Genomic DNA, 12,847 nt, shown 5'->3' on the forward strand with positions numbered 1-12,847 from the left:
CCCTGCTCGACGTGACGAAGGATGCGCCTGATGAACGACAGCTCTCTGCTCTGGGACGACGGTGCGCTCGTCACCATCGACCAGCGCGGACTGCCGCACGAGGTGCGCGAACTGCGGCTGAGCACGGTCGATCAGGTCATCGACGCGATCAGGACGCTGGCTGTTCGCGGCGCGCCGGCTATCGGCATCGCGGGGGCATTCGGCGTGGTCATCGCCACCGCCGTGCACACCGTCGAGGGCGTGGTGGACGAGGCCGCGGTGCAGGCCGAGGCGGATCGGATCGCCGCTGCCCGCCCCACCGCCGTCAACCTGGCCTGGGCGGTGCGGCGAGTCCGGCAGAAGGTGGCCGAGGGCGCGGACGCGGTACTCGCCGAGACGCTCGACATGCTGGCCGAGGACGGCCGGGTCAACCGGGCGGCCGCCACCAACGCCGCCGACCTGGTGCAGGGGCTTTGTCCGGACCGGCCGCTGCGGGTGCTCACACACTGCAACACCGGCAGGCTCGCGACCAGCGCGTTCGGCACTGCCATCGGCACGCTGCGGGTGCTGTCCGAGCGCGGCGCGATCGAGCAGGTGCTGGTCGACGAGACCCGCCCCCTGTTGCAGGGCGCGCGCTTGACCACCTGGGAACTGGCCGAAGCGGGCATCCCGCACCGGCTGACCATCGACTCCGCGGCCGCGTGGGCGATGGCGACCGGGCAGGTCGACTGTGTGCTGGTGGGCGCCGACCGGGTCACCGCCAACGGCGACGTCGCCAACAAGATCGGCACCTACGGTCTCGCACTGGCCGCCCGGCACCACGGCATCCCGTTCGTCGTGGTCGCCCCGGAGTCGACCCGGGACGCGGATATGACCACCGGCCGCGAGATCGTCGTGGAGGAACGTGCGGCACACGAGGTCACCGGATTCGGCGGTACGGCAACGGCTCCCGCGCAGACCGAGGTCTTCAACCCGGCGTTCGACGTGACGCCGGGTGAGCTGGTGACCGCGGTGGTCACGGAGAACGGCGTGGTACACCGCAATGATCCTTCCCACGGCGCGGCAATCGCGGACATCGCCAGAGAGCTCTACCGGCGCGGATGGATGCCCGGCACGGCGGGCAATATCTCAGTGCGCACCGACGCGAACGCCGTCGTCACCGGCAGCGGGCTGTCCAAAGGCGAACTCACCGAACGCGACATGGTGACCGTGCGGGTCGCGGATTCGGCGCCGGTGTCCGGCCAGGAACGCAAACCGTCGGCCGAGACCACGATTCACACCGCCGTCTACCGCACCCGCTCCGCCCAGGCTGTGGTCCACATCCACCCGCCTTTCGCGACCGCATTGGCCACCCGCTCGGCGGTGCCGGGCGCGCTGACCACTCTTCGGATCACCGACTACGAGCTGATCAAAGGGCTCGGCGGCGCCGATCCGGCCGTCGCGGACATCCCGGTCTTCCCGAACTGGCCCGACGTGCCGCGCATCGGCGCGGACATCGAGCGCTACCTCCTCGACCACCCCGACGCTCTCCCGGTCCTGTTCATCGCCGGGCACGGGATAACCGCGTGGGGGGATAATCTGCCCCAGGCGCGCGATCGCGCCGAATGTCTGGAAGCGTTGTGCGAGCTGGTGTCCCGCATCGGCAGTCCCGCGGCGTTCGGTGCCCGCGACGACATTCTCGAGATTGGACTGACATGACCCTGCTGCAGGTGATGGCCGCCGAAAACCCGGCCGACGTGCGCGTCCGCACCACCGACGACGAAGTGATCGGCACCGAACTGGCCCGGCACGGCATCACGTTCGGCCGCTGGCCGGTGGTCGAGAACGCCGCGTCCGTGTCCTCCGACGACCTGCTCGCGCACTACGCGAGCAACGTGGCCGAGCTGAACGAGTCCGGCCGCTACAAGCACATCGACATCGCCCGCATCCACCCCGACGACGCCGACCCGAACTGGCCGGAGATCGCCAAGGGCGCGCGCGGGAAGTTCCTCGACGAGCACCGGCACGCCGAGGACGAGGTGCGCTTCTTCGCCGCCGGACGCGGCTGCTTCTACCTGCATCTGGGCCATGAGGTCCTGGCCGTGGTCTGCGAAGGCGGCGACCTGCTCTCCGTGCCCGCGGGCACGCTGCACTGGTTCGACATGGGCCAGCGCCCCGATTTCATCGCCATCCGCTTCTTCGAGGAGGAGGACGGCTGGGTCGGCGACTTCACCGGCGACAAGATCAGCGCGGGCTTCCCCACCCTCGACGAGCTGCTGACCGCGCCGTGACCGGCGCAATAGTCCTCGACATCGAAGGCACCACCAGCCCCACCGCGGCGGTCCGCGAAGACCTGTACGGCTACACCCGGCAACGGCTTCCGGCGTGGCTGGCCGAGAACAGCTCCACCGCCGCCGCACCCGTGCTGGCCGCGACCAGAGATCTGGCCGAGCGACCGGACGCCGACCCCGCCGAGGTCGCCGCGATCCTGCGCGAATGGCTGGACTCGGACGTGAAGGCCGAGCCGCTCAAGGCCGCCCAGGGCCTCATCTGCGCGGAGGGTTTCCGCAATGGAGCGCTGCACGGTGAATTCTTCCCCGATGTGCCGCCCGCCCTCGCCGCGTGGCATGCCGCGGGCTTCGCGCTGTATGTCTACTCTTCGGGATCGGTTCGTAATCAACAGGATTGGTTCGCCTTCGCGCGCGGCGGCAGCCTGTCCGGTCTGATCAGCGGGTACTTCGATCTGTCGACGGCGGGCGGCAAACGCGAATCCTCGTCGTACGCAAAGATCGCGAGCGCCATCGGCGTACCCTCCGAGCGCATCCTCTTCCTGTCCGACCACCCGGACGAACTCGACGCCGCCGTCGCCGCGGGCTGGCGCGCGGTCGGGCTGGCCCGCCCGGGCGAACCCAATCCGGCACGGCCACCGCACCATTGGGTCGACACGTTCGCCGACATCACTCCCGCCGACCGACTCTGACTGCGGCGCGGGCTCCCATCGCGCCAGCGCCAGCAATTTCGCAATACCTTGCATCTCGGCAGTGTCACTCAGTCCGCGGGCGGCTCAGCGATCTGCTTGCGGTCTGGTCGTCGCAGAGCCCGGGTCGGACGCTGGCCAGGTCGAGATCGGCACCGCCAGCCGGATGCCGCCTTCGTCGAGCGCAGCGGGGGCCTGGGTCGCCGGACGAAGGCCATCGGAGCTGTATTTTGAGCGTCATAACTGTGATGGAAATCGAGGTCGACATCGGCCGGGTCGAACGGCGTGACCAAATCCGGGAGAGCGGCTGCGGATGTGGTTGGACAACGAGGTACTCGGCAACTTCGGGCGCGAGCCGGTCGCGAACTCGAAGATCGAATTAATCTGTTCACCACCTATACCGCGCAGACCCACAGCAAGGAGTAACCGTGCCGCCAGTACAGGTAGCGGTCTGCGGTCCTCGGCACTGCACCGACACCGACGAAGCGAACGCTCGGGAGGTGGGACGACTGCTGGCCGAGGCAGGCGCAACCGTACTGTGCGGTGGCGGAACCGGCGTCATGGCCGCAGTCGCCGAAGGTGCCGCCAAGGCAGACGGCCTGGTCATCGGTGTTCGCCCCGACGCCAACCGGGAGGGAATTTGCGATGGTCTCTCCGCTGTGCTGTACACCAACATGGGTGAGGCCCGTAACGCCATCCTGATCTGGTCGGCCGACGCCGTGATCATCATCGGGGGTTCATGGGGCACCCTGTCGGAACTCGCACTCGCCAATCGCCGGGGTGGCGTGCCGGTCGTCTCCCTCGGCGGGTGGCAGCTACTGGACGCTGACGGCAACCCTGTCATCGCGTCAAAGGTCGTCGAAAGCCCGAAGGAAGCAGTGAGTATCGCGTTGGCAGGCTGATCGTCTCCACCGCTCGTCCTGGGTCACGCAACTCGGGTGGGCCTGAATCGCCTTGGTCGAGCCTATGCCTTCCTTATGCCGTTCCCGTTATGGCAAACTATCCGCGAATTGTGATCCAGGCAACTGAATGCGTCCAGGAAAGCGCTACGGAAGCGGCCGGAAACAAGGAGAACCGGCACCGTCGAGGTCTGTTCAGTTGTGTTAACAAATGTAAAGCGCGAGAGAACCGGTCGTTTCCAAAGCATCACCGACCCTGCAGTAACTAACCGCCCCCGAGTCGCTTTTGACCAGGTCATCGAGCATCCGCCCTGGTCGACCCGCCCGGCGCGCCTCGTCCGCACCGCGGCACCGTGACCACCACGTTGCGGCGATCTCACAACTCACCACGCGCTCGAATGGGCTGTGAGAGAGTTGTTTGGCGAGCCGTCGACGTCTCCTTACCCTCGACACATCAGCCCGATTTAACAGCTCGAAGGGGACGTCGTGGTTAATTCGCGTACCCAGGGTCGCGGACCCTCCGCCCCGGCCGCCGACGCCGGGGACGCCCTCCTGCGGCTGGGGAAATATTTCCACCGGGGCGAGGTGTCGTCCGACCAGCGGACGCTGCACAAGGTCGGCGGTCGCAGTGCCGACGAGTTCTACCGGGACCGCTGGTCGCACGACAAGGTGGTGCGCTCGACGCACGGCGTGAACTGCACGGGGTCGTGCTCGTGGAAGATCTACGTCAAAGACGGTGTGATCACCTGGGAGTCGCAGCAGACCGACTACCCGTCCGTCGGCGCCGACAAGCCGGAGTACGAGCCCCGCGGCTGTCCGCGCGGCGCGTCCTTCTCCTGGTACACCTACTCGCCCGCCCGGGTTCGCTACCCCTATGTGCGCGGCACGCTGCTGGAGTTGTACCGGGAAGCCAAGTCCCGGCTCAAGGACCCGGTGCTGGCCTGGGGCGAGATCGTCGAAGACCCTGATAAGGCGCGCAGCTACAAGGCCGCACGCGGCAAGGGCGGATTCGTCCGCGCCGAGTGGTGGGAGGCAGCCGAAATCGCCGCCGCCGCACACGTTTACACGATCAAGCAGTACGGACCGGACCGCGTCGCCGGTTTCTCGCCGATTCCGGCCATGTCGATGGTCAGCCATGCCGTCGGCGCCCGGTTCATCTCCCTGCTCGGCGGCTCCATGCTGTCGTTCTACGACTGGTACGCCGACCTGCCGGTGGCCTCGCCGCAGGTGTTCGGCGACCAGACCGACGTGCCGGAGTCCGCGGACTGGTTCGACGCCGGCTACCTCATCATGTGGGGTTCGAACGTGCCGGTGACCCGGACGCCGGACGCGCACTACATGACCGAGGCGCGCTACCGCGGCCAGAAGGTGGTGGTGGTCTCCCCCGACTACGCCGACAACACCAAGTTCGCCGACGAGTGGGTGCCCGCGCGTCCCGGCACCGACGCCGCCCTGGCCATGGCGATGGGCCACGTGGTGCTCGACGAGTTCTTCGTCAAGAAATCGACGCCGCGATTCCTCGACTACGTCAAGCGCTACACCGATCTGCCGTTCCTCATCACGCTGGACGAGCGCGACGGGTCGTACGTGCCCGGAAAGTTCCTCACCGCCGCCGATCTCGGCCACACCGGGGAGAACGTGCAGTTCCAGACGGTGCTGCTGAATGGCGAGGCGCAGCCGGTGGTGCCCAACGGGTCGCTCGGCCATCGCTTCGGCGAAGCGGGCGCGGGCAAGTGGAACCTCGATCTCGGGGACGTCGATCCCCTGCTGACTCTGTACGGCCGCACCGACGACGCTGCGGCCGTGCAGGTACCCCGCTTCGACAGTGACACCCCGGGCGTCCTCACCCGCGGTGTGCCGACCACGACGGTCGCGGGCAGGCTCGTCACCACGGTCTTCGATCTGCTGCTGGCTCAGTACGGCGTCGGCCGTGACGGCCTGCCCGGCACCTGGCCGAGCGGCTACGACGACGCGTCCGAGCCCTACACCCCGGCCTGGCAGGAGGCCATCACCGGCGTGCCCGCCGTGCAGGCCGAGCGCATCGCGCGGGAGTTCGCCGACAACGCCGACCGCTCCGGCGGCCGCTCGATGATCCTGATGGGCGCGGGCACCAACCACTGGTTCCACTCCGACCAGATCTACCGCGCGTTCTTCACCCTGACCCTGCTCACCGGCTGCCAGGGCGTGAACGGCGGCGGCTGGGCGCATTACGTCGGTCAGGAGAAGTGCCGCCCGGTCACCGGCTGGTCCACGCTGGCCTTCGGGCTGGACTGGCAGCGCCCGCCGCGGCAGATGCAGGGCACGGTGTTCTGGTATCTGACCAACGACCAGTGGCGCTACGACCCGTTCACCGCGGAGTCGTTCGCCTCGCCGCTGGGCGCCGGGAAGTTCGCCGGTCGCACGGCCGCCGACAATATCGCGCTGGCCACCCGGCTGGGCTGGATGCCGAGCTACCCCACCTTCGACCGCAATCCGCTGGACCTGGTGGACGAGGCCGAGGCCGAGGGCAAGACAGCGCCCGAGCACGTGGTGGCCGGGCTGAAGTCCGGTGACCTGCGGTTCGCCTGCGAGGACCCGGACGCGCCGGAGAACTTCCCACGCTGCCTGACCGTGTGGCGGGCGAACCTGCTCGGCTCCTCCGGCAAGGGCAACGAGTACTTCCAGCGCCACCTGCTCGGCGCCGACTCCAACTTGCAGACCACCGACGCCACCGGCGTCCGGCCGCAAGAGCTGAACTGGCGCGAGACCGCCGCCACCGGCAAACTCGATCTGCTGCTGTCGCTGGACTTCCGGATGACCAGCACCACGCTGTTCTCCGACATCGTGCTGCCCGCCGCCACCTGGTACGAGAAGCACGACCTGTCCTCCACCGACATGCACCCGTTCGTGCACGCCTTCTCCCCGGCCATCTCGCCGCCGTGGGAGGCGAAGACCGACTTCGACGCCTTCCACCGGATCGCGCGCGGCTTCTCCTGGATGGCCGAGAAGCACCTGGGCAAGCGCAAGGACATCGTGGCCGTGCCGCTGCAGCACGATTCGCCGGACGCGACCGCGCAGGCGGGCGGGCGTGTGCTGGACTGGAAAGCCGGTGAGTGCGAACCGATTCCGGGCAAGACCATGCCGAAGCTGGTGGTCGTCGAACGCGACTACCCGAAGCTCGCGGAGAAGATGGCCGCGCTCGGGCCGCTGATCGACACGCTCGGCGTCACCACCAAGGGCGTCACCACCTACCCCGACCAGGAGGTCGAGTACCTCGCCGGGGTGAACGGCACCGTGGTGTCCGGCGTCGCGCAGGGACGCCCGTCGCTGGCCAAGGACACGCACGCGGCCGAGGCGATCCTCGCGCTGTCGGGCACCACCAACGGCAGGCTCGCGGTGGAGGGCTTCCACGCGCTGGAACGCCGCACCGGCACCAAGCTGGCCGACCTGGCCGCCGAGCACGAGGGCAAGCGAATCTCCTTCGCCGACACCCAGGCTCGCCCGGTACCGGTGATCACCTCGCCGGAATGGTCGGGCAGCGAGACCGGCGGACGCAGGTACTCGCCGTTCACCATCAACACCGAACGGCTCAAGCCCTGGCACACGCTGACCGGGCGGCAGCACTTCTACCTCGACCACGACTGGATGATCGAACTCGGCGAGCAGCTGCCGATCTTCCGTCCGCCCCTGGACATGACGGCGTTGTTCCGCGAGCCGTCGGTGGGCGAGGTCGGCGAGCGGGGCGTCACCGTGCGCTACCTGACGCCGCACTCGAAGTGGTCGATCCACTCCGCCTACCAGGACAACCTGCACATGCTGACGCTCTCCCGCGGCGGGCAGACGATCTGGATGTCCGACCGCGACGCCGCGAAGATCGGTGTGGCCGACAACGACTGGATCGAGGCGATCAACCGCAACGGCATCGTGGTCGCCCGCGCCATCGTCAGCCACCGGATGCCGGAGGGCACGGTGTTCATGTACCACGCCCAGGACCGGGCGGTGGACGTGCCGCGCATCGAGGGCATCGGCGAGGACACCAAGGGCCGCGGCAAGCGCGGCGGCATCCACAACGCGCTCACCCGCATCATGATCAAGCCCTCGCATCTCATCGGCGGCTACGCGCAGCAGTCCTTCGCGTTGAACTACCACGGCCCCACCGGAAATCAGCGCGACGAAGTCACGACGATCCGCAAGCGGTCGCAGGAAGTGGAGTACTGACATGAGCCCGACGAGGTCACGACGCTCTGTCCGTAGACGGCCGCAGGAAGTGGAGTACTGACATGCGAGTCATGGCACAACTGGCCATGGTGATGAACCTGGACAAGTGCATCGGCTGCCACACCTGCTCGGTCACCTGCAAGCAGGCGTGGACCAACCGGGGCGGCACCGAGTACGTCTGGTTCAACAACGTGGAAACCCGTCCCGGACAGGGCTACCCGCGGCAGTACCAGGATCAGGAGAAATGGAAGGGCGGCTGGACGCTGAACAAGCGCGGCAAGCTCACCCTGAAGTCCGGGTCCCGGTTCAAGCGCTTGCTGAACATCTTCGCCAACCCGGACCTGCCCACGGTCGAGGACTACTACGAGCCGTGGAGCTACGACTACGACAACCTGCTGTCCTCGCCGCCCATCGACACCACGCCGGTCGCGCGCCCGAAATCGCTGATCACCGGCCAGGATACGAACGTCACGTGGGGTGCCAACTGGGATGACGACCTGGGCTCCGGCCCCGAGCAGGTCGGCAAGGACCCGCTGCTGGCGAAGCTCTCGAACCAGGTGAAGCTGGAATTCGAAGAGACCTTCATGTTCTACCTGCCGCGGATCTGCGAGCACTGCCTGAATCCGTCGTGCGCGGCCTCCTGCCCCTCCGGCGCGATCTACAAGCGCGCCGAGGACGGCATCGTGCTGGTGGACCAGGACAAGTGCCGCGGCTGGCGGCAGTGCGTGTCGGGCTGCCCGTACAAGAAGATCTACTTCAACCACAAGACGGGCAAGGCGGAGAAGTGCACCTTCTGCTACCCGCGCGTGGAAGTCGGCATGCCGACGGTGTGCTCGGAGACCTGCGTCGGACGGCTGCGCTACATCGGCGTCATGCTCTACGACGCCGACGCCGTGCTGGAGGCCGCTTCGGTCACCGACGACAAGGATCTCTACCCGTCCCAGCTCGGGGTGTTCCTCAACCCGCACGACCCGCGCGTGATCGCCGAGGCCGAGCGGGCCGGGATCTCGCCGGAATGGATTCAGGCGGCCCAGGATTCGCCGGTCTACAAGCTGATCGTGGACTACCAGATCGCGCTGCCGCTCCATCCGGAGTACCGCACCATGCCGATGGTCTGGTACGTGCCGCCGCTGTCGCCGGTGGTGGACGTGCTCACCGAGACCGGGCACGACGGCGAGAACGTGTCGAACCTGTTCGGCGCCATCGACGCGCTGCGCATCCCGGTGGAGTACCTGGCCGAACTGTTCACCGCCGGTGAGGTGGGACCGGTGCGCGCCGCGTTGCAGCGCTTGGCGGCGATGCGCTCGTTCATGCGCTCGGTGAACCTCGGCGAGGAGCCCGATCCCGCCATCGCGCCGTCGGTGCGGCTGGAGCCGGAGGAGATCGAGGCGATGTACCGGCTGCTGGCCATCGCCAAGTACGAGCACCGGTATGTCATCCCGACCGGTGCGGGAGCCCGTGCGCACGAATTGGATTCGCTCGCCACCGGGTGCAGCTTGGACACCGACGGCGGACCTGGCATGACGGCGTTCGACCAGATGGTGGAGAAGTTCCACCTCACCGACTCCAATGGCGCCGCGCCGGAGGAGAAGTCGTCCCGGATCAATTTGCTGAACTGGGACGGCAAGAGCACCGAGGGTCTGGTGCCGGCCAACGGGGCCGGGAACGGCACGCGCAATGGGCACGGGAGCAACGGCGTTCCGGCCAATGGCTCGGCAAACGGCGAGCCCACCAATGGCTCGGGCATCGGCGTGGTCGCGAATGGCGACGGCGCCCCCGCCGATGCCCCGGCCTCCGCACCGAGCGGGGCGCGGCGATGAGCCTGCTGAAGCTGCGCCGCCGCCCGGAACCGTCCGTCGAGCTCGCCCAACGCGACCGGCAGCTGGTGTGGCGGATCGCCGCGCTGCTGCTGGACTACCCGACCGAGCAGACTCTCGCCATGGTCGGCCAGCTGGCCACCGCCGCGGCGGAATTGCCGGACGAGGTGCGCAGCCAGCTGAGCGAATGCCTCGACTACCTGCGGACGACCCCACCGCTGAAGCTCGCGGCCGCCTACGTCGAGACCTTCGACATGCGCCGCCGCGCCAGCCTGCACCTGACCTTCTACGCCTACGGCGACACCCGCAAACGCGGGATGGCATTGCTGCGGTTCAAGCACGCCTACCGGCACGCCGGTGTCGAACTCGGCGACGAGGAACTGCCCGACCATCTGCCGGTGCTGCTGGAGTTCGCCGCCACCGTGGACCCGATCGGCGGCGAGCGACTGCTCGGCGAACACGTTCCGGTGCTGGAGTTGCTGCGACTTTCGCTGTCCGACAGCGGTTCTCCATACGCCGGGGTGCTCGCCGCGGTGGGAGCGACGCTGCCGCCGCCCACCACTGCCGACCGGCGGCGCATCGCCGAGCTGGCGGCGCAAGGCCCGCCGGAGGAAGAGGTCGGGTTGGAACCCTTCGCACTTGACCCCTCCCTGTTCGACGGATCGGAAGGCCGACGATGAACGCATCCCCGAATCTGCCGATCTCGCTGTGGCTGATCCTGCCGTACGTCGCGTTCACCTCGTTCGTGCTCGGGCACCTGTGGCGCTACCGCAACGACCAGTTCGGCTGGACCACGCGCTCCTCGCAGATCTACGAGAGCCGACTGCTGCGCCTGGGCAGCCCGCTGTTCCACTTCGGCATGGTCGGGGTGTTCGGCGGTCATGTGCTCGGCGTCCTGATCCCGGAGTCGTGGACCGCCGCGGTCGGGATCTCCGAGCACGCCTACCACGTCATCGCGGTCGGGGCGGGTTCGGTGGCCGGTCTCGCCGTGCTGGCGGGCGTCGGCATCCTGCTCTACCGGCGCTTCACGGTGCCCGCCGTCCGCAAGGCCACCACCGGCAACGACAAGTTGATGTACGCGCTGCTGGCCGCGGCGCTGATCACCGGACTGCTCAACACCTGGGGCAGCAACCTACTGTGGGGCACCTACAACTACCGCGAGACCGTCTCCCCCTGGTTCCGCAGCCTGTTCACCCTCAGCCCCCGGCCCGAACTCATGGTGGACACACCGTGGACCTTCCAGCTGCACGGGCTCGTGGTGCTCGCGCTTATAGGGTTGTGGCCCTACACCCGGTTGGTGCACATGTTCAGCGCGCCGGTCGGGTATCTGGTGCGGCCGTACGTGGTGTACCGCAGCAAGGAATACGACGCCGCCGACAAGCGCCGTTACGCCCGCGCCTGGGAAGCGCCGGTGACACCCGAGCGCTGGCGCTGAACGACGCCGTCGCGCCACGCGAAGACCCGCCCGGCCATCGTCGTCCGGGCGGGTTTTCGTGTGTCAGGCGCTCGCGTCGGGGTTCCCGGGTCAGCGGTAGACGTCGGATCTCTTGGCGACGGTGTAGATCGTCACGAGTTGTTCATCGTCATCGATCTCGTACACGATGCGGTACTGGCCGATCCGAACTCGCCAGTCATCACGGCTGCCGACAAGCTTCTTCGCACCGGCGGGCCGCGGCTCTTTACTCAGCCCGATGATGGCCTGGAGCGCGGCTTCGAACACATCGCGCGGAAGCTTTTGCAGTTGCTTCAGTGTGTCGGGGTGGAACTCGATCCTCACGACGCAAGAACCGTCGCCGGGTCGATACCCAGCTCCTCGACCATTTCCGACATCGACATCGTTTCGAAGGGCACTTCCCGCATCCGCCGCAATCGAAGGGCGTCGGCGAGGTCGGCGTGCTCATGCAGGCGCTCGTAGTCGGCCATGCTGATGAGCACCGCGATTTCGGTGCCGCTGTCGGTGATGACGACCTCGTCGCCGGTCGCAGCGACCTCCCGCACGATGGCACCAAGCCTTGTCCGCAGATCCCTCAGACTGTAGGTACTCATGTCACACATGTTACACATATGGGGCGGAATTTGCCTCAGTCATCGACTGAGCGGCGGGAGAAGAGGCAGGAGCTTGCCGATTGACGGGCATCGACGACACCGGGCGCTCGGACGGAATTGTCCTCTGCACAGAACGAAGCCCCGCGCCGCGTCGATTCGCGGACACAGGGCTTGCTCGGGAGTATTGCTATGAACGAGTGAATTCGCCGTCTACGACGCCAGCGGTGAAAGCATCCCACTCACTCGGGGTGAAGATGAGCGCCGGACCGGTCGGGTTCTTGGAGTCGCGCACGCCGACCATGCCACTGTCCAGGTGTGCAACCTCAACGCACTGGTCTTGCCCGGCACCGTGGCTGCTCTTGAACCAGTGTCCCCCGGACAGGTACGTGCTCATGGCACATACTCCTTCGCTACCCGCCGTAGCAGGTGTTTGCTCTGCGTCCGATCCAACGCTACCCACTGGATCTTCTCGAACGCCTTCCGACAGCGGCGCACACTGTCCGGACGCTCGAGATGGACGCTGCCCACATAGCTCTCGACGTAGACGACGGGTGGCTCGAGTGGTTCGCCTTCGTTGTCGGTGCCGAAATCGAGCATGGTGAACGGACCGGTCGTCGTGCCGACCGGGAATCCCGCAGTGTCGGGCAGTATCCGGACAGACACATTCGGCGGCATGTCGGCAAGGTGCCGACACTGCCTGTCCATCACTCGTGGCCCGCCGACGACTCGCCGCAGTACGCCTTGGTCGATCACGAGATCGGCATGGAGCGGTGAGACCGTACGCATGATGAGGTTCTGCCGTTGACGCTGCATCCGCATGCGGCGCTCGCGTTCCTCGGAAAGGTCATCGGTGAAGTACAGCCGGTCCAGCTTTCCGCATATTCTCGTGTCTGGAACAGAACCAGATATGATGTCGGGCCGATAGATGGTCAGGCGCCGGTGCGCTGGCGCTG

Annotated in this window: 12 protein-coding genes; 8 read left to right on the plus strand and 4 right to left on the minus strand. The window is 67.4% G+C overall.

The annotated features are described in order from the left end of the window. The first annotated feature begins 30 nt into the window (after positions 1 to 30). The 8 genes from mtnA (at position 31) to narI (ending at position 11,283) form a co-directional block, all read left to right on the plus strand. A complete protein-coding gene (mtnA, locus tag IU459_RS06360) occupies positions 31 to 1,677 on the plus strand; it encodes an S-methyl-5-thioribose-1-phosphate isomerase (RefSeq protein WP_195128503.1) in 1,647 nt (548 codons plus the stop codon). Beyond that, the gene (locus tag IU459_RS06365) at positions 1,674 to 2,249 is read left to right on the plus strand and encodes a 1,2-dihydroxy-3-keto-5-methylthiopentene dioxygenase (protein ID WP_195128504.1); all 576 of its coding nucleotides are present in this window, start codon (positions 1,674 to 1,676) and stop codon (positions 2,247 to 2,249) included. Before mtnA ends, IU459_RS06365 begins: the two co-directional genes overlap by 4 nt. Continuing rightward, positions 2,246 to 2,938, plus strand: a complete 693-nt coding sequence (mtnC, locus tag IU459_RS06370) for an acireductone synthase (protein ID WP_195128505.1) — start codon at positions 2,246 to 2,248, stop codon at positions 2,936 to 2,938. The genes IU459_RS06365 and mtnC overlap by 4 nt, the downstream gene beginning before the upstream one ends. A gap of 425 nt (positions 2,939 to 3,363) precedes the next feature. Then, positions 3,364 to 3,837: an LOG family protein gene (locus IU459_RS06375; protein ID WP_195128506.1), complete on the plus strand. Its 474-nt coding sequence runs from the start codon at positions 3,364 to 3,366 to the stop codon at positions 3,835 to 3,837. 483 nt (positions 3,838 to 4,320) lie between these two features. Then, a complete protein-coding gene (locus IU459_RS06380) occupies positions 4,321 to 8,031 on the plus strand; it encodes a nitrate reductase subunit alpha (protein ID WP_195128507.1) in 3,711 nt (1,236 codons plus the stop codon). Between the two features lie 71 nt (positions 8,032 to 8,102). Then, a complete protein-coding gene (gene narH / locus IU459_RS06385) occupies positions 8,103 to 9,851 on the plus strand; it encodes a nitrate reductase subunit beta (RefSeq protein ID WP_228837500.1) in 1,749 nt (582 codons plus the stop codon). After that, positions 9,848 to 10,528 (plus strand): nitrate reductase molybdenum cofactor assembly chaperone, encoded by a 681-nt coding sequence (gene narJ, locus IU459_RS06390; RefSeq protein WP_195128509.1) that lies wholly within the window; start codon positions 9,848 to 9,850, stop codon positions 10,526 to 10,528. Before narH ends, narJ begins: the two co-directional genes overlap by 4 nt. After that, entirely contained in the window at positions 10,525 to 11,283 is a 759-nt protein-coding gene (gene narI / locus IU459_RS06395; RefSeq protein WP_195128510.1) for a respiratory nitrate reductase subunit gamma, read from the plus strand. Before narJ ends, narI begins: the two co-directional genes overlap by 4 nt. A gap of 90 nt (positions 11,284 to 11,373) precedes the next feature. Here narI and IU459_RS06400 read toward each other — a convergent pair whose 3' ends face one another. From IU459_RS06400 to IU459_RS06415, 4 genes are all read right to left on the minus strand, one after another. Then, the gene (locus tag IU459_RS06400) at positions 11,374 to 11,625 is read right to left on the minus strand and encodes a type II toxin-antitoxin system RelE family toxin (RefSeq protein WP_195128511.1); all 252 of its coding nucleotides are present in this window, start codon (positions 11,623 to 11,625) and stop codon (positions 11,374 to 11,376) included. Next, on the minus strand, positions 11,622 to 11,894 hold the full coding sequence (locus IU459_RS06405; protein ID WP_195128512.1) for a type II toxin-antitoxin system Phd/YefM family antitoxin: 273 nt from the start codon (positions 11,892 to 11,894) through the stop codon (positions 11,622 to 11,624). The genes IU459_RS06400 and IU459_RS06405 overlap by 4 nt, the downstream gene beginning before the upstream one ends. 187 nt (positions 11,895 to 12,081) lie before the next feature. Continuing rightward, entirely contained in the window at positions 12,082 to 12,288 is a 207-nt protein-coding gene (locus IU459_RS06410) for a DUF397 domain-containing protein (protein ID WP_195128513.1), read from the minus strand. After that, the gene (locus IU459_RS06415) at positions 12,285 to 12,713 is read right to left on the minus strand and encodes a DUF5753 domain-containing protein (protein ID WP_324198766.1); all 429 of its coding nucleotides are present in this window, start codon (positions 12,711 to 12,713) and stop codon (positions 12,285 to 12,287) included. Before IU459_RS06415 ends, IU459_RS06410 begins: the two co-directional genes overlap by 4 nt. Between the last annotated feature and the right edge of the window lie 134 nt (positions 12,714 to 12,847).

Origin of the sequence: Nocardia amamiensis (assembly GCF_015477605.1) — a bacterium.
Lineage (GTDB): Bacteria > Actinomycetota > Actinomycetes > Mycobacteriales > Mycobacteriaceae > Nocardia > Nocardia amamiensis_A.